14 protein-coding genes are annotated in these 16,990 nt (G+C 66.9%); 4 read left to right on the top strand and 10 right to left on the bottom strand.

Annotation, left to right across the window (positions count from 1 at the left end; genetic code table 11):
• Positions 1-223 precede the first annotated feature (223 nt).
• From HEP73_RS22870 to HEP73_RS22090, 3 genes are all read left to right on the top strand, one after another.
• Entirely contained in the window at positions 224-535 is a 312-nt protein-coding gene (locus HEP73_RS22870; RefSeq protein ID WP_185821586.1) for a DUF3658 domain-containing protein, read from the top strand.
• 68 nt (positions 536-603) lie between these two features.
• Positions 604-981 (top strand): hypothetical protein, encoded by a 378-nt coding sequence (locus HEP73_RS22085; protein WP_185821587.1) that lies wholly within the window; start codon positions 604-606, stop codon positions 979-981.
• 201 nt (positions 982-1,182) lie between these two features.
• A complete protein-coding gene (locus HEP73_RS22090; protein WP_185821588.1) occupies positions 1,183-1,701 on the top strand; it encodes an O-acetyl-ADP-ribose deacetylase in 519 nt (172 codons plus the stop codon).
• 128 nt (positions 1,702-1,829) lie between these two features.
• On the opposite strand, the gene HEP73_RS22095 is transcribed toward HEP73_RS22090, so the two are convergent.
• The 4 genes from HEP73_RS22095 to HEP73_RS22110 all read right to left on the bottom strand — a co-directional run bounded on the left by HEP73_RS22095 (position 1,830) and on the right by HEP73_RS22110 (position 4,483).
• Positions 1,830-2,309, bottom strand: coding sequence for a hypothetical protein (locus tag HEP73_RS22095; RefSeq protein ID WP_185821589.1), 480 nt, complete (start codon positions 2,307-2,309; stop codon positions 1,830-1,832).
• Positions 2,310-2,767: 458 nt separating this feature from the next.
• Complete coding sequence (locus tag HEP73_RS22100; protein ID WP_185821590.1) at positions 2,768-3,091, bottom strand: hypothetical protein; 324 nt, start codon at positions 3,089-3,091, stop codon at positions 2,768-2,770.
• A 560-nt stretch (positions 3,092-3,651) separates the two neighbouring features.
• Positions 3,652-4,014: a VOC family protein gene (locus tag HEP73_RS22105; protein WP_179570159.1), complete on the bottom strand. Its 363-nt coding sequence runs from the start codon at positions 4,012-4,014 to the stop codon at positions 3,652-3,654.
• Between the two features lie 70 nt (positions 4,015-4,084).
• Entirely contained in the window at positions 4,085-4,483 is a 399-nt protein-coding gene (locus HEP73_RS22110; RefSeq protein WP_185821591.1) for a hypothetical protein, read from the bottom strand.
• 105 nt (positions 4,484-4,588) lie between these two features.
• Between HEP73_RS22110 and HEP73_RS22115 the strand changes: the two genes are divergently transcribed.
• Positions 4,589-4,993: a hypothetical protein gene (locus HEP73_RS22115; RefSeq protein ID WP_179570163.1), complete on the top strand. Its 405-nt coding sequence runs from the start codon at positions 4,589-4,591 to the stop codon at positions 4,991-4,993.
• A gap of 78 nt (positions 4,994-5,071) precedes the next feature.
• Here HEP73_RS22115 and HEP73_RS22120 read toward each other — a convergent pair whose 3' ends face one another.
• The 6 genes from HEP73_RS22120 to HEP73_RS22145 form a co-directional block, all read right to left on the bottom strand.
• Complete coding sequence (locus tag HEP73_RS22120; protein WP_185821592.1) at positions 5,072-6,541, bottom strand: mannitol dehydrogenase family protein; 1,470 nt, start codon at positions 6,539-6,541, stop codon at positions 5,072-5,074.
• 378 nt (positions 6,542-6,919) lie between these two features.
• On the bottom strand, positions 6,920-9,661 hold the full coding sequence (locus HEP73_RS22125; protein WP_255423607.1) for a glycoside hydrolase family 3 protein: 2,742 nt from the start codon (positions 9,659-9,661) through the stop codon (positions 6,920-6,922).
• Between the two features lie 3 nt (positions 9,662-9,664).
• Positions 9,665-11,317 carry a glycoside hydrolase family 43 protein gene (locus tag HEP73_RS22130; protein WP_185823552.1) on the bottom strand — a complete coding sequence of 551 codons (1,653 nt, stop codon included), beginning with the start codon at positions 11,315-11,317 and terminating at the stop codon, positions 9,665-9,667.
• A 53-nt stretch (positions 11,318-11,370) separates the two neighbouring features.
• On the bottom strand, positions 11,371-12,630 hold the full coding sequence (manD, locus tag HEP73_RS22135; RefSeq protein WP_185821593.1) for a D-mannonate dehydratase ManD: 1,260 nt from the start codon (positions 12,628-12,630) through the stop codon (positions 11,371-11,373).
• Positions 12,631-12,640: 10 nt separating this feature from the next.
• On the bottom strand, positions 12,641-14,632 hold the full coding sequence (locus tag HEP73_RS22140; RefSeq protein ID WP_185821594.1) for a sialate O-acetylesterase: 1,992 nt from the start codon (positions 14,630-14,632) through the stop codon (positions 12,641-12,643).
• On the bottom strand, positions 14,629-16,830 hold the full coding sequence (locus tag HEP73_RS22145; protein ID WP_255423608.1) for an alpha-glucuronidase family glycosyl hydrolase: 2,202 nt from the start codon (positions 16,828-16,830) through the stop codon (positions 14,629-14,631). The genes HEP73_RS22140 and HEP73_RS22145 overlap by 4 nt, the downstream gene beginning before the upstream one ends.
• Positions 16,831-16,990 lie beyond the last annotated feature (160 nt).

Raw genomic sequence — 16,990 nt, forward strand, 5'->3', positions numbered from 1 at the left:
ACAGCATCTCCAACCGCCGACGCACGCACGCAGCAACAGCGGGCCCAGAGGAACCATCCAGCTCAAGCGATATTCCCCGGCCCCATTGCCCCGTTATCGGCTATTCCACTCGATTGAAACGGTTAATAACGGGGTCAGGTTTACTTAATAATTCAACCCGACCCTGTTATTATAACATTGGGGCGGCTTAATTCAGGCGTTAGGCCTCATAAGAGACACTGCGATGACCGGCGACATAGACGATCCAGCACTCGACGCAGATGAGGCGGCATCTGTAGCGGCACTTGGCCCGGACGACATCCGGGCAATCGACCATGCCCTCACCGCAAACTGCCACACTCAGTGGCGCAAAGTCGCTTATGTTGTAGGTATGGCAATGGATGCATGCCCAGACCGGTTTCATGACATACCGGACATCTTCTACGCTGAACGCGTTAGGGCCCTGGTGTCGCAAGGTGTGCTCCAGGGGCAAGGCAACCTTTCGCGCATGCGCTTCAGTGAGGTTCGGCTCCCCACTAAAGGCCCCTCACAATGAGGCCTAACAATTCGTTCAAGCCGAACTTGCTTCGCAAATCGGCTCAACTCAGGCGCTAGGTGAAGGTCATGAAATTCGCGACCGTCTTACTCGCTTTTCTGGTATCTGTGCCTACTGCGCATGGACAAAACCATACGACTTCTGGATTGGATACATTAGGCCGCCAACTTGCTGCATTCCGCGCCATGCCTGTTGGGGACCCCTCGCCAACACCCGTCGCATGCCCTTCTGACAATCTTTTGCATGGCTATATCGGCCTTGACCGCCAAGAGCTCTATCGCAGGCTTGGACAACCCGACTGGGTCAATCCGCGGACATCGCGACACTGGTACAGCCTTACTCGCCCGATCTCAAGCAACTGGCGGGGCGGTGGCTACTGCTCGACTGGCTTCTCATTCGACGACAAAGACGTGGTTGAGGACGTGTCCGTTTCAATAGCAATGTAGGCCTGCTACACCTAACAATCCATTCAAGCCGAGCCCAAATGAAGGCAACGCCAAAGTGCACGCCTTCGGCTATATTCGCGCTCAGTCGCCGCCCTTCTGCGGGCCGGCCTAATTCAGGCGTTAGGTGCCAGTCGAACATGATCGCAATCAAGCCGACGCCGCTATGCTGTGCGGCTCAACTCAGGCATTAGGCTTCTTTCAATGACTGCGACTCTTCGAGCCCTGCGATCAGACATCACAAAGCTATCGGTCGACGCGATCGTGAATGCCGCCAACTCCTCGCTGCTTGGTGGCGGAGGTGTTGATGGCGCAATCCATCGGGCGGCGGGGCCAGATCTCCTCCACGAGTGCCGGTTATTGGCAGGCTGCAAGACTGGAGACGCAAAGGTCACCAAGGGGTATCGCCTACCCGCCAAGTACATCATTCATACGGTTGGGCCTGTTTGGCGGGGCGGCGCCAACGGCGAAGCTGAACTCTTGGCTTGCTGCTACCGTCGATCCATTGAGCTGGCCGCTGCTAAAGACGCTGCCTCGCTCGCCTTTCCCAGTATCAGCACGGGAATCTATGGCTATCCTGTCGCCCTAGCGGCGAGAGTTGCCATCGCTACTGTTCGCAAGTACAGCCAAGACTTTTCTTCTATTCAAGAGGTCATCTTTTGCTGCTTCTCCACCGAAGACCTCTCTGTCTACGAAGGTGTCCTCAGTGAAGCGGCGGCCTAACAACGGACCCGCCTGCGGCGGTCTGCTTAATTTAAAAAACACTATGCATCAGCCGAGATCAGCAGACCGGGGCCAGAGGAAATATCTAGTCCAAACGATATTCCCCGGCCCCGTTGTCCCGTCACCGGCTAGTCAGCGCGGTTGAAACGGTTCGTCGTTATCTCCGGCTTGCCGTTGATGTTCAGCCAGACAACGGTTTCGAGCATCGTCTTGCCGTCCGCGGCGACAGTGTAGGTGCGTGTGGTGCGCGGCATTCCCTTCAGGTAGAACGCTGCCACCATGACGTTCGGCGTCGGCAGCGCCACAGCCGTGGTATCGACCGTCGGATATCCCTTGCTTGGCGCAGCGGTTCCATTGAGCGGATAGGTCGCGGTGGCATGGATTTCATGTCCATCGCGACCAAGGACATCGGCATCCGTCCGCCACTTACCGTCGCCTGCCTCGCTGTACGTCATCGTCACACTTTTCGGTCGCATCTCAAGTGGAGCCTGCACGCTTTCGACATCGAGCACCCATTTGCCGAGCAAGAGAGACTTGGGCGATTGGGCGAGCATTGGCCCACTGTAGGCGAGGCCCGCGATCAGCAGCACAGCAAGAAGCTTCTTCATATGAACTCTCCATGGACTGACGAACATTTCTAGTAACGGGGTCAGGTTCACTTAAGAAGTCAACCTGACCCTGAGGTTTCCTGAGGTTTCGCTGTTGCACGCGACGACAACTAAGGATTTAAGCCGTGCGACGAAGCGATGTGGCCTGAAGTATCAAACGAGCCCGTCATCGGTACCACTGGACAAGAGCGTGCCATCCCGCGCGACTCTTGCGCCGCACGCTGGGCATTGCCATCCCCCCAGCATCGCTTCGCGCGCATTACTTGGCTTGCGGAACCTCGGCAGGAGCGTCTTGCACTTCGGGCACGACTTGCGAGGAAGCAGGAACGCCACGACCAGCACCGCTGCACCTCCAGCGATACCGCCAACCACCGCGAATGCCAAAACCGCGTACGTGAACATGCTGCCAGGGCCTCACATGGGGGTTGGGCGGTTGCGAAACCTTCCGCCCGAGTACGTCAGTTCCATAGTACGACCACGGCAACGACGGATGAAGCCACGAGAAGTGGCAAGGCCAGGAGCAGCAGCTCCGCGAGGCGGCGACGCGGCCGAGGCGCAGGCAGACGCACAAACGACACGACCCCGATACCCAGGGCAACCAAGGAAAGAAAGCACATGGCCAACAACCCGAGCCCCCAGGCCCCGAGCAGGGGCATGCCACACACGCCAGCGTCCTGCGTCTCGGCCCACTGGCTGAAGCGCCAGGAAAAATAGGCCACGTACGCGGCCGGCGCGAGCACCGACAGCACCAACATGGCGATGGAGCAGGATCGTAACGTCATCTCGGTGGCACCCCCGGCGTCCTCTCGGCGCAGACGACACAGCGCTGCTGAAGCGTCGCGCAGTCAACGCAAATCTTCCAGGCACTGTTGCAGTAGTTTTTGCTTGCAGCGCCGCCTTGACCGTTCCAGATTGCACCGCACAGCGTACAGCTGCGGAAAGAGCGGTTGCGTTCAGCGCCCTTGCAAGCTTGCGAGCAGAAGGGCGTATCTCTCTGAGACGCCATGTCGTTCTCTTGGTATCCAGCTGTCATGTAAGCGCCTGGAAGCGGCGTTGCGGCGAGTATCCGCGAACGCCAGAAGCCTGGGAAGAGAACAGCTCCCACACTGCATCGATGATTGGCGAGCCACGGCTGGCGATCCTTCACCGATAGGGGCAGCGCCCCATACCCGACGGTTACCGCCGTCGGCGCCACCTGACTGTATGGATTCCAGTTCGAGATCAAGGTGATCGCGACGCTGCCCGAGCTACGGTAGCGGGCGGACTCGAAAATTGGACGCCGAACTACAGTGATGCACGCACCGCGTGCGGACACGATCCGGGTGATGCCGCTCGCCCTGGCTCACTCCTCTGGAGGCCACTCACGGAAATTCACGCACACGGTGCTCTTGTCCAGCATCGCGAACTCGCGCGAGCCCCAGGGCCGGAGTGCGACGGTATTGCAATTCGGGTGGAGCAGATGCGGTACGCGTGCGGACATTTCCGCGAAGATCGCATCGACATCGTCGGTGTCGATGCTGAGCTCCGGACGGTCCTTCGCCGCCCACTCGGGGTTCTCGACCAAATAGGCCTTGGCGCCGTCGCGTGCGACGACCGCCATCGTGCCGTCCTGGTACTGGACGGCAAAGCCCAGGCCGTCGACGAAGAAGTCGAGTCCGTCCTGCAGGCGGTCGTAGAAGATCTTCGGAATGAGGTTCTTGAACATCGGGGTCTCCTGCGCTGGAAGCCTGCTGGCGGCTGGAGCTACGGTAACACCGAGAAGCGCCGGGTCTTGCTCACAACTCCGCTGCATCCTCCGCAAGCGCCCATTCCTTCATGTCCGGGATCACCTGTCCCGCCACGAACGCGAAGACGTCCTCGAAGCTGGCGACGACGATGTTCCAGGTGCGCGGCGATGGCTGGGAACTGTCGGCGAACACGGGATGAAAGCAGACGACGGTGTCGCTGATGCGTCCATCGACCACCAGCAACCCCGCGAAGTCGTCGCGGTCCTGGCGCCTGGCGAAGGTGAAGACGGCGCCACCGCTCACATCCTCGCGAGCGAATGCGCGCGACGCGAACGCCAGCTCCGACGCTTGGGTGATGAAGTGCCAGGGGGTGAAGCTGGTCAGGTCCTGCGTAAGGAACCAGCGCAGTGCGTTGGGCCAGGCGGGGTCGATCTGATTTCGTTCCATGCGTGTGAGGCGGGCTTGCGCTGCTCTTCGGATGGCTGGATGCGTGGCTGCAGCCTTACACTGATACGCTCAAACCTCAAGATCAGGTACACCCCAAGGAAAGCTATGCGGCCGCTGCTGGCGATTTCATTCGTACTCGCTGTTTTCATGAGTAGCGCCGACTGCTCGCCGCTTTCATCCACCGATCGTTGGGACGGATTGAAGGATGAAAGCGATCGGCAAACGTCGACCTTCCGCGGCATGCTGTGGGAAAGGGAGATGCTTTTGGTGCACAACCAATTCTGGGCTCAGGTGTATCAGGCCTGCGCGCCCGAGGCGAGAGCTGCCGGCATCGGCAGCTTCAAGGCCGTCGCAACCGTCGACCGCCAAGGCAAGGTGACCGAGTATCTAGTCAATCCGAACGTTCCCGCGCTGCGATGCTTCGCCAAGCAGATGGTGGGCCGCCAGTATCCGGAACCTCCAGCAGCCCCCTTTTATGAAGTCTATGGCGTCACTATCAGTTCCGAATGAACTTGGCGGGAGGTCGACCATCTCGCGCATGACATCCTTGAGGTCATTCGTTTTTGTCGTCGAATGACTGCTGCGGATCTATGCCGACTCAAGGGCTCTTTTCACACTACTCGACCCGCTGTCATCGCCGCTCAGCATTGCAAAAGCCGTTCGCAACGTCTCGACGAAACGCGCATCCTGCGATAGCGGAGCGAACACTGTATCCAGTTTGAGGAACGCCTCCACATCGCCTCCTGCATCACCAGTCGCACCGCGCCCGATCCCGGTCAGCACCTCGCTCATCGGGTCCACCAACGCCACACCATCGCGCGCCTGCCGCCTCACAAACTGCATCCACGCCGCGATCGGCAGGCACAGGCGGTCGATGCGGCGGCCGGCGGCCAGAGCGTCGGCGATGGTGCCGAGCAGGCGTACCGGGATTTTTTGTGAGCCATCCCAGGCGATCTGCGCCAACCGGTGGGCGATGGCGGGGTTGCGGAAGCGGGCGAGGATGGCGCCAGTGTAGTGCTGCGGGTCGAAGCCAGGCATCGGCTGTAACGTCGGTGCGATGTCTTCGCGCATCAGGGTTTCGACGAAGGCGGCCAGTTGCGGGTGGCGCATGGCGTCGGCGACGGTGTCCAGGTCGAGCAGGGAGCCGAGGTAGGCCAGCGCGGAGTGCGGGCCGTTGAGCAGGCGCAGCTTGGCGCGGTCGTAGCCGGCGATGTCGTCGCTCAGGGTGACGCCGGCGCGCTCGAAGGCGGGGCGGCCGTTGCAGAAATGGTCTTCGATCACCCATTGGCTGTAGCGCTCGCGCTGGATCGGCCAGGCGTCGTGGCAGCCGAGTTGCGCGGCGACGCGTTCGCGCAGGGCGTCGTCGCTGGCCGGGGTGATGCTGTCGACCATCGAGCGCGGGAAGGCGGCTTCGGTTTCGATCCAGGCGGCCAGCGCCGGGTCGATGGTGTGGGCGAACTGCAGCACGGCGCGGCGCAGCTTGCCGCCGTTGTCGGGCAGGTTGTCGCAGCTGAGCACGGTGTACGGCGCCAGGCCCAGGCGCAGGCGTGCGCGCAGGCCGGCGACGAGGTAGCCGATGGCGCTGCGCGGGGCGTGCGGGGCGGCCAAGTCGTGGACGATGTCCGGATGGGCGAAGTCGAGCTGTTCGCCGGCCAGGCAGTAGCCTTTCTCGGTGACGGTAAGGGTGACCAGGCGCACCGCCGGGTCGGCCAAGCGGGCGAGGACGGCGGGTTGTTCGTCCTGCGCGCAGAGCACTTCGCGGATGGCGCCGATGATGCGCAGCTCGGGGGGTTCGTCGAGCAGGGCGAGGGTGTAGAGGCCGTCCTGCGGGCGCAGAGCGTCGCGGACCTGCGGGCTGTGCAGGGAGACGGCGCTGATCGCCCAGTCCGGTTCGGTTGCGAGCAGGTCGTCGAGATAGACCGCCTGGTGGGCGCGGTGGAAGGCGCCTGCGCCGAGGTGGACGATGCCGATGCGGAGGCGGTCCAGGGCGTAGGTTGGGCGGGCGATGGCCGGCGGCAGGTTGGTGAGTGTGGCGGCGGTTAGGCGTGGTTCGGTCACGGGAGATCCAGGAGGGGATTTTTTCTGGCTGAGGCTTGGTCGGTAAGGCTGTCGGGACTGAAGTCCCTCCCACAGTGGAGCTAAGGTGGGCTGGTGCTTGGTCGGTAAGGCGGTCGCGGCTGAAGCCGCTCCTACAAGGGAGCTTAGGCGGGCTGGGGTTGGTCGGTAAGGCCGTCGGGACTGAAGTCCCCTCCTACAGTGGAGCTGAGGCGGGCTGGTGCTTGGTCGGTAAGGCGGTCGCGGCTGAAGCCGCTCCTACAGGGGATCGTGGGGGTCCGGTGCGTGGTCGATTACTTGCCTGGGGCTGAAAAGCTCGAGGCTGTCTGCAGCCACGGCTTCGGTGGTGCGAGCGGTGACGGCCCGCACCACCGATTGCGGTCACCGGCGCGGCGTTGCCTCCGCCGCGGACGACGGCTGCACGCTGAAGCGCTGGCGGGCGCGCACGTCGCTGCTGGAGGCGCCGACCTGCAGTTCGTAGTCGCCCGGGTCCACCACGTAGGCCTTGCGCGCTTCGTCGTAGATGCGCAGGTCGCTCTGCGGGGAAATGGCGAAACGCACTTCGCGGGTTTCGCCGGGTTGCAGGGCGATGCGCTGGAAGCCGCGCAGTTCCTTGTTCGCGCGTTCGCGCTGCGGCGACAGCGGGCGCAGGTACAGCTGCACCACTTCGTCGCCGGCGCGCTGGCCGGTGTTCTTCACCTTGAGCGTGGCATGCAGGCTGCCGTTGGCCGCGAGCTTGCTGCGGTCCAGGCGCAGGTCGGAATAGGCGAACTGGGTGTACGACAGGCCGTGCCCGAACGGGTACAGCGCGGTGCCGGCGAAGTAGCGGTAGGTGCGGCCGCGCATCGCGTAGTCGTCGAAGGCGGGCAGCTTTTCGCTTTCCTTGTAGAACGTCACCGGCAGTCGGCCGCCGGGGTTGGCGTCGCCGAACAGGACGTCGGCCACGGCGCTGCCGCCGCGCTGGCCGGGGTACCAGGCCAGCAGGATCGCCGGCACGTGCTGCTGCGCCCAGTCGATGGCCAGCGCCGAACCGGTGGTCAGCACCGCCACCACCGGCTTGCCGGTGCCCTGCAGCGCTTCGAGCAGCTCGCGCTGCGGCTTGGGCAGGCGCAGGTCGGTGCGGTCGCCGCCGGCGAAGCCGGGATAGTTGACCTTCATCTCCTCGCCTTCTACGTCGCCGGTGAGGCCGCCGACGAATACCACCACGTCGGCGCGGCGTGCCGCGTCCAGCGCGTCCTGCAACGGCGGCTTGGCGCCGGGCTGGCGCCAGGCCAGGCGCACGCCGGCATCGCGCTCGCCTTCGAAATACTCCAGGCGCAGATCGTAGCTGCGGCCGGCTTCCAGGCGCACATCGATGCCGTCGGCGTGCAGGCGGTCGCTGGCGCTCCAGCGATCGATCACGCGCTTGCCGTCGAGGTACAGGCGCACGCCGTCGTCGGCCGCGGTTTCCAGGTGATAGGTACCGGTGGCTGGCGGCACCAGCTTTCCGCTCCAGCGGATGCTGAAGTTGTCGGCCGGGATGGCCTGGTCCGGGCCGGCTTCGCCGCGCGCTAGCAGGTTGTCGGTGGGCGAGCCGCGGTCCCACTTGAAGCCGATCTGCGCATCGGTGCGCACCAGTGCCGGGGTGCCGGACAGCTCGCGGTTGCGGAAATATTCGCCGCGCAGGCCGCGCTCGGGCGAGTCGGCCGACGGGCGCAGGTACTGCGGTTCGATCAGCGGCGTGGCGTTGGGGTCGTCGCGGCCTTCGACCAGGTCGGCGCCGCGTGCGTAGAGCACTTCGGCGTCGGGCGCGGCCTCGCGGATGCCCTGCAGCACGGTGACCGGCGCGGCCGGCGTGCCGTAGTAGTTGCCGAGCAGCGCCATGGTGTCGTCGGCGGTGGGGCCGACCACGGCGATGCGCTTGATCTTCGCCCGCGACAACGGCAGCACGCCGTCGTTCTTCAGCAGCACCAGCGATTCGCGCGCGGTGCGCCGCGCCAATGCGTCGTGTTCGGGCGACTGGTTGGCCGAAATGGGAATCTGCGCCCAGCGCAGGGTGTTCGGCGGATCGAACATGCCCAGGCGCATGCGCGAATACATCAGCTTCTGCAGCGCCTTGTCGACTTCGGCTTCGCTGATCAGCCCCTTGCGCACGGCGGCCGGCAGTGTGGAGTACTCCTCGCCGCATTCCAATTCGGTGCCGTGCTTCACCGCCAGCGCGGCGGCTTCCTCGCGGGTGGCGACGATCTTGTGGTTCTTCCAGATATCCACGATCGCCCAGCAGTCGGACACCACGTAGCCGTCGAAGCCCCACCGATCGCGCAGCACGTCGCGCAGCAGGAACTTGCTGGCGCTGGCCGATTCGCCGAACACGCGATTGTAGGCGCCCATCACCGAATCCACCTTCCCTTCCTTGACCAGCGCTTCGAACGCCGGCAGGTAGGTCTCGTAGAGATCGCGCTGCGACGGATGCGCGTCGAAGTGGTGGCGGTCGGCCTCCGGGCCGCTGTGCACGGCGAAGTGCTTGGCGGTGGCGTCGAGCTTGCGGTAGGCCTCGCCTTGCGCGTTCTTCGGCACGTCCGCGCCCTCGCCCTGCAGGCCCTGCACGAAGGTCACGCCCATGCGCGCGGTGAGGAACGGATCCTCGCCGTAGGTTTCCTGGCCACGGCCCCAGCGTGGGTCGCGGAAGATGTTGATGTTCGGCGACCAGAAGGTCAGGCCCTGGTAGCGCGCGTGCTGGTCGTGGCGCAGCGCCTCATGGTGCTTGGCGCGCGCCTCGTCGCTGATCGCGGTGGAGACGTCGTGCATCAGCGGCACGTCGAAGGTGGCCGCCATGCCGATCGCCTGCGGGAACACGGTGGCGCCGCCGGCGCGGGCCACGCCGTGCAGCGCTTCGTTCCACCAGTCGTAGGCCGGCACGCCCAGGCGCGGGATCGCCGGCGCGGCGTTCTGCATCTGCGCGGCCTTTTCCTCCAGCGTCATCCGCGACACCAGGTCCGCGGCGCGCTGCTCGAAACTGCGCTGGGTGTCCAGGTACGGCGGCGCTTCGGCGGCAAGTGCCGCGCATGGCGCGATGGCCAACAGCAACGCCAGCGTCGCGACGCGGCGGCCATGTCCTTGGTACGGCGCAGTCTCGGTGTGCATTGCCTACTCCTTGCTGGATCGATCCGGTTCGCGGCGGGCGTACGGCCCGAGGGTGGTGCCGGTGAAACCGCCGGCCACGGCCGTGCTGAGCATCGCCGCATCGTCGTCGCGGCGCAGCCACTGCCAGTCCTGGCCATCGGCGGCGAAGGCGAAGCCATAGCGGCCGCCGTCGCCGGCGATCTTCAGGCGCAGCACGCCCTTGGCATCGACCGTACTGCGCGCGACGGTGGTGGTGCGCTTGCCGTCGCGCTTGTCGAGGAACACTTCGGCGCGCGCGCCGCGGCGGCGCACGCCGAGCACGTACCAGGCATCGGCATTCTGGAATGCGGCCAGGCCGGCGACCAGGCCCGGCTGCGCCGGTATCTGCACGGCGGTGCTGGCGTCGAAGCGGGTGTGCTGCTGCCGGTAGCCCAGGAATGCCGGATTGCCGCTGCCGTCCAGGCCTTGCGTATCGGGTTGCAGCGTCAGCCAGCCCGGACGGGCGCGCAGGTCGAGCCATTCGCGCTTGGGCGTGCGCAACATTAGCCAGCGGCGATCGCGCTGCGGCGCGTCGAAGCCGTCGCGCCAGGTGAAGTTGCCGCTCAATGGTGCGGCATCGGCATCGGCGCGCAGTCCGGCCGGGCCGGGCGCGACGTAGGGAATCGGCTGCCCGGCGGGCAGGATCGACGGCCAGCCGTCGTGCCAGGTGACCGGCAGCAGGAAGGTCTCGCGGCCGGTGTTGTAGCGGTCCTGCGCGTACGGGCGGCTGGCCAGGAACAGCGCCCACCACTTCCCATCCGGGCCTTCGACCAGGTCGGCATGGCCGGCGTTGGTGATCGGGTTGGCGCGTTCGGCGGGCAGGTCGTGCTGGGTCAGGATCGGATTGTGCGGCGCCGGCACGTACGGCCCCCACGGCGTGCGGCTGCGCAGCGCCACCTGCGAATGCTGCGGGCCGGTGCCGCCTTCGGCGCAGGACAGCACGTACCAGCCGTCGCGCTTGTACAGGTGCGGGCCTTCGATCCAGATCGGCTTGCTGGCCAGATCGGTGCCGCCGTTGACCAGCACCTTGCGCGGGCCGACCGGCTGCATCCGCGCCAGGTCGAAGCGCTGCATCCAGATCGCGCGATGGCCTTCGTACAGCGGCGCGCCGTCGGGCGGGCCGTTGTTGAGCAGGTAGGCGGTGCCGTCGTCGTCGAAGAACAGCGACGGGTCGATGCCGTCGATGTCCGGCAGCCAGTGCAGCGCCGACCACGGCCCAGCCGGATCGTCCGCCGTGGCGATGAAGTTGCCACCGCTGTCCACCGCGGTGCCGACCACGTAGAAGCGGCCGTCATGGTGCGCGATGCTGGCGGCGAACATGCCGCGCGACACGCGCAGGCCGTCGTAGTCCAGTTGCTCGGCGCGCTCGACCACATTGCCGACCTGCCGCCAGTGCACCAGGTCGCGGCTCTCGAATACCGGAATCGCCGGGAAATAGGCGAAGGTGGAATTGACCAGGTAATAGCGGTCGCCAGCCCGGACAACGCTGGGGTCGGGATAGAAGCCGGCCAGCACCGGGTTGCGGTAGTGGCCGGGCGGCAGCGGCGTGGCGAACACCGCATCGTCGCCGCGGTATTCGAACCAGTCGAATTCGGCGATGTTGGCGGCCCGCCCGCGTTGCGCCGATGCCGTCTGCATCGCCACGACACACAGCAGCGCCAACACCAGTGCGCGTCCCCAGCGCATGCGCCTCACCAGTCCCACATCGCGCCGTCTTCCAGCCGCGCCACCGGCAGCTGCTTGGGCGCGTACGGATAACGTGCGGCCAGCGCCTCGTCGATATCCACGCCATGCCCGGGCGTCTCGCCGCAATGCAGGCGGCCGGCATGGAAGGTGTAGTCGTGCGGGAACACCGCGTTGGCTTCGTCGGAATGGAACATGTATTCCTGGATGCCGAAGTTCGGTACCCAGGTATCGAAGTGCAGCGCCGCGCCCATGCACACCGGCGAAAGATCCGTGGCGCCATGGAAGCCGGTACGCACCTGGTGCAGCGCGGCGAAGTCAGCCAGCCGGCGCACATGGGTGATGCCGCCGGCATGCACGATGGTGGTGCGGATGTAGTCGATCAGCTGCTGTTCGATCAGGTGCTTGCAGTCCCAGATCGAATTGAATACCTCGCCCACCGCCAGCGGCGTCACCGAGTGCTGGCGGATGGTCTCGAACGCGCGCTGGTTTTCCGCGGGGGTGGCGTCTTCCAGCCAGAACAGCCGGTACGGTTCCAGGTCGCGCGCCAGCCGCGCCGCCTCGATCGGGGTCAAGCGGTGATGCGCGTCGTGCAGCAGTTCGATCTCGTCGCCATGGTCCGCGCGCAGTTGTTCGAACAGCTTCGGCACCACGCTGAGATAGCGCGGCGTGGACCACACGGTCTCGGTCGGCAGTTCGCTCTCGGCCGGTTCGTAGGGCTTGCCGCCGCTGGAAATGCCGTAGGTCTTCTTGATCCCGGGCACGCCGCACTGCGCGCGGATGGCGATGAAGCCGAGTTCGCGGAAACGGGCGACTTCCTCGCTGGTCTCGGCGATGTCGCGGCCGTTGGCATGGCCGTAGACCAGCGCGCCTTCGCGCGAGCGCCCGCCCAGCAACTGGTACAGCGGCATGCCGGCCATCTTGCCGAGGATGTCCCACAGCGCCACGTCCACCGCGGCGATCGCGGTCATCGTGACCGGCCCGCGCCGCCAGTACGCGCCGCGGTAGAAGAACTGCCAGATGTCCTCGATGCGACCGGCGTCGCGACCGATCAGGTTCGGCACCACGTGGTCCTGCAGGTATGACGCCACCGCCAGTTCGCGGCCGTTGAGGGTGGCGTCGCCCAGGCCGTACACGCCGGAACGGGTGACGATCTTGAGGGTGACGAAATTGCGCCCCGGGCAGGTGACGATGACCCGCGCCTCGACGATCTCGCGATCGCGGGCCGAGCCTTGGGCGGAAGAAGCGCTATCGGAAGTCTGGGTCATCGCGGGTCGCTCACGGGGAAGAAGCCGCGGCCGCACGGGCCGCGGACGGGAGGGAAAGTTCGAACGGACTGGCCGGCAGCCTGGCGCGGTCGAACAAGGTGCACACCGGGCTGTCGGCCCAGCAATAGCGAACGCGGGTGGGCGCGGTGCCGGCGGGAACCGGCAGGCGCACGCTGTGGCCCTGCAGTTCGGCCTGCGCGTAGCGGCAACTGCCGGATGCCGCGCCGCACAGTTCGAAACCGATCGGTGCGGCGGCGCTGTAGGTCTGCAATGCGCCATCGACATCGTCGAAATCGACGACCAGCGCCGCGCCATCGCGACGCAGCGCATGCGGCACCGGCCCGGACGGCGCCAGTGTTTCGCCGTAGACCACGTGCCGCGCCGCGCGCGCCAGGCGGCGGCCGAGTTCCTGCTTGTTGGCCGGATGAATGTCGTAGCGGTCGCCGATGTCGATCGCCACCGCCAGGCCGGCGTGCGGGTCGGTGCCGACGAAGCGCCGTTGCGCCTCGCGCAGCTGCGCCCAACCGCTGTCGCCGGGCTGGGTGGGCGGCGCGCCGTAGTTGGCCAGTTGCACCAGCAGCAGCGGCAACTGCGGGCCGAAGCGCTGCCGCCAGTCGCGCTGCCAGGCGTCGAGCAATGCCGGATAGCCGGCGGCATCGCCGGTATTGGATTCGCCTTGGTACCACAGCACGCCGCGCAGGCCGACCCGGCCCAGCGGCGCGATCATGCCGTTGTACAGCGTGGTCAGGCCCGCGGCCGAGGACCATGGCGCGCGCGGCGGCGTGCCCAGTTGCGGCGGCACGATGCGGTATTGCCATCCGGCCAGTGCCACCCGGCTGCCGTCGCCCAGTTGCAGCTGCTGCGCGTACGGCCCGCCGAGCAGGCCGCCGCGGCGATAGCTGTTGTACACGTTGACCACCACGGTGTTCTTGCCCGCGTGCAACGTGCCGCGCGGCAGGCGATAGCTGCGCGGCTGGTCGGCGCCGTAGCTGCTGCCCACCGCCTGGCCATTGACCCAGGTCTGGTCGAGTTCGTCCACCGGCCCCAGCGCCAGCGTCGCCTGCTGTTTCGCCTGCTCTGCGCTCAGCGTGACCGTGCTGCGGTACCAGACCATGCCGTTGAAATTGACCAGCTGCGGCACGCCCCAGTCGTCCCAGGCGCCCAGCGCCGCCGGTGCGGCGCGCCAGTCTTCACTGGCATCGTCCGGCTGCCACGGCGCACCAGTGCCGTGCGCGCGCCACCACGTCTCCCACAGCTGGCCCCAGCGCGGCGCCGCCTGCTGCGGATCTTTGGCGTAGCGCGCCAGCACGTCCAGCGCCGGCGCGTTGCCGTCCACCTTGCGCAAGGCCGCATCGCCGATCCACGCCTGCATCTGCGAACCACCCCAGGAGGCGTTGATCAGCCCCATCGGCACGTCCACGGTCTTGCGCAGTTCGCGGGCGAAGTAATAGCAGGCCGCGGAGAACGCACCGACCGTCTCCGGCGTGGTCGGCTGCCAGGCGGCGGCGGCGCCGAACTGCGCCTGCGGGGTCGGGCTGGACTGCGCCGGCACCTTGAACATGCGGATCGCCGGCTGCTGCGCATCGGCGATCTCGCTGCGCGTATCCAGCGTGCGTTGCACCGGCAGTTCCATGTTCGACTGGCCCGAGCACAGCCACACGTCGCCGAGCAGTACGTCGTCGGCGCGCTGCACGCGGCCGTGCGCGGTGCTGGCCTGCAGGACGTACGGCCCGCCGGCCGGCAGCGGCGCCAGCTGCGCCTGCCAACGGCCCTGGCGGTCGGCGCGCGCCTGCATGCGCTGCTGCGCCAGCTGCACGGTCACCGTCTCGCCGGCCGCGGCCTGCCCCCAGACGCGGATCGGCGCATCGCGCTGCAGTACCGCGTGGTCCTGAAACAGCGCATTCAACAACGGTGCGTCGTCGGCATGCGCGAACGCAGGCACGCACAGCACCGCCAACAGCAGGCGGCGCGCGATGTGGACAGCGGAGCGGTGCGGCGTCATTTCGGATTTCCCGGTGCGTACGGAAACGACAGCGATTGGTAATACGCCAGCGGATGCGGCGGCGCCGCGGTACCCGGCGGCAGCGCGCGTCCGGACACCTCTTGCCAATACGCAATGCTGGCATCGCGCCACCACTGCGCCTCGCGCTGTTGGATCGCCAGGAAATCGGCGACCTGGCGGTAGCGCTGCGCATCCACGTACGGCGCCAGCCCGGCCCAGGTCGCGCGCATCCGCACCACCTCGGCCACGCCGTGGTCGTAGCGGCCGAGCAGCGCATTCCACAGCGGCTGGCCCGAGGCCATGCGATGGTCCCACGGCACGTGGTGGAACCACAGAAGATATTCTTCCGGCACCGTGCGCACGTCGCCGAAGCGGCGCGCCAGCGGCGGCGCGTACTGCGCCACCGCGTTGCTGCCGGTCACGCTGCGGTCGAAGCCGATGCCGTTGCGGTCGGCGCGGTGGTAGTACACCGGATCCCAGTCCGGCCGCGCGCTGCCCGCATCCCACGGCGCCGGGCCGTAATGGTGGCCGCGGCCCATCAGGTGATGCAGGCCGAGCGGGGTCATGTAATCGACTGCGGCTTCATGCGAGGCCATCATCATGCCGACCACCGGCGCGACCAGCGCCGGATCGTTGCCGAAGGTCATCCGCACCCAGTCCTCGGCGATGGCCTGCGCATCGCCCTGCGGATCCCAGGCCAGCCGCCCGAACGCGTACCAGTTGGCCTGGTCGAAGATCGAGCCGCACCAGTTGCGGTCCGCGCCGATGTTGGCGACCCCGGCGATGCCGCTGAGCGCGTGCCCATCCACGGCGCCCTCCACCACCCGTGCCACCGTCGCGCGCTTGCCGCGCCGCGTGTCCGCTTGCAGGGTTTCCTGGTACAGCGTGCCCAGGTAGACCAGGTGGGTGGCGAAACCCAGGTATTCCTTGGTGATCTGGAACTCCAGCATCAGCGGCGTCTTCGGCATCGCCCCGAACAGCGGATGGAACGGCTCGCGCGGCTGGAAGTCGATGGCGCCGTTCTTGACCTGCACCACCACGTTGTCGCGGAATTTCCCGTCCAGCGGCACGAACTCGCTGTAGGCCTGCTTGGCGCGGTCGTCCGGCTGCTCGTGCGAATAGACGAAAGCGCGCCACATCACCACCCCGCCATGCGGCGCCAGCGCATCGGCAAGCATGTTGGCACCGTCGGCGTGGCTGCGTCCGTAGTCCTGCGGGCCGGGCTGGCCTTCGGAGTTGGCCTTGACCAGGAAGCCGCCGAAATCGGGAATGCGCGCGTAGATCTCGTCCGCCTTGTCCTGCCACCAGCGCCGCACCGCCGGGTCCAGCGGATCGGCGCTGCGCAGTCCGCCGATCTCGATCGGCGCGCTGAAGCGGGCGCTCAGGTACACGCGGATGCCGTACGGGCGCAGCGCCGCGGCCAGCGCCGCGGTCTTGTCCAGGTAGGCCGCGGTCAGGCTCACCGCCTTGGCATTGACGTTGTTCAGCACCGCGCCGTTGATACCGATCGAGGCGTTGGCGCGCGCGTAATCGGTATAGCGCGGGTCCACGTAGCCGGGCAGCTTCTGCCAGTCCCAGAGCGAGGCGCCGGCGTAACCGCGTTCGATCACGCCGTCCAGGTTGTCCCAGTGATCGAGCACGCGCAGCTTCACCCGCGGCGCATCGCGCAACGCCAGCGGCGCCGGCGCCTGCCCGGTCTGCAGCAGACGCAGGAAGCGGAATGCCGCATACAGTGCGCCGCGTTCGCCACCGCCGACGATGGCGGTGAGCGGGCGGCCGTCGACCACCACGCTGCGGATCAGGTAGCCCTCTTCGCCCAAGCCGCGCGTGTCAAGCCGCAGCCGCGCGATCGCCGGCGTGGCCGGGGTGCCGAGCACGATCGCGCCGGCGCGGTCCGCGCTTGTCGCCAGTGGCGGCTCGGCGCCGAGCAGGCCGCCCAGGCCGCGGCGCAGTTCGTCGCGCGCGGCTAGTTGCATCGGCGTCTGGCCGTCCGCCACCAGCTGCGTGGCGGCCGCACGCCACGGCGCGGCCTGCGCCTCGGCCAGCGGCTGGTAGCGCAACCATAGGTCGTAGCCGTCCTCGGCCTGGGCCACGGCGATCGGCAACAAAAGCGCCAGCCACAGGCAGGCGCTGCGCAACCAGCCGGCGCGCAACGGGCGCCGACGCTGCTGCGCACGCAACCGCGGGTGGCCGCTCATGCGCGCCCCCGCTGGCACGGTGCCGACGCACGCTTGCGGTCGCCGCCCACCCGGCTTCCCGGTACCATGCAGGCGTCACTCGTGTCGGGATCCACACCGTGTCGCGGCGCCGCCGCACACGCGGCTTGCGCAGCACGTCCCCGGTCGCGATCCACGCCCG

It is taken from the genome of Xanthomonas sp. GW (assembly GCF_014236815.1).
In the GTDB taxonomy this organism is placed as follows: domain Bacteria; phylum Pseudomonadota; class Gammaproteobacteria; order Xanthomonadales; family Xanthomonadaceae; genus Xanthomonas_A.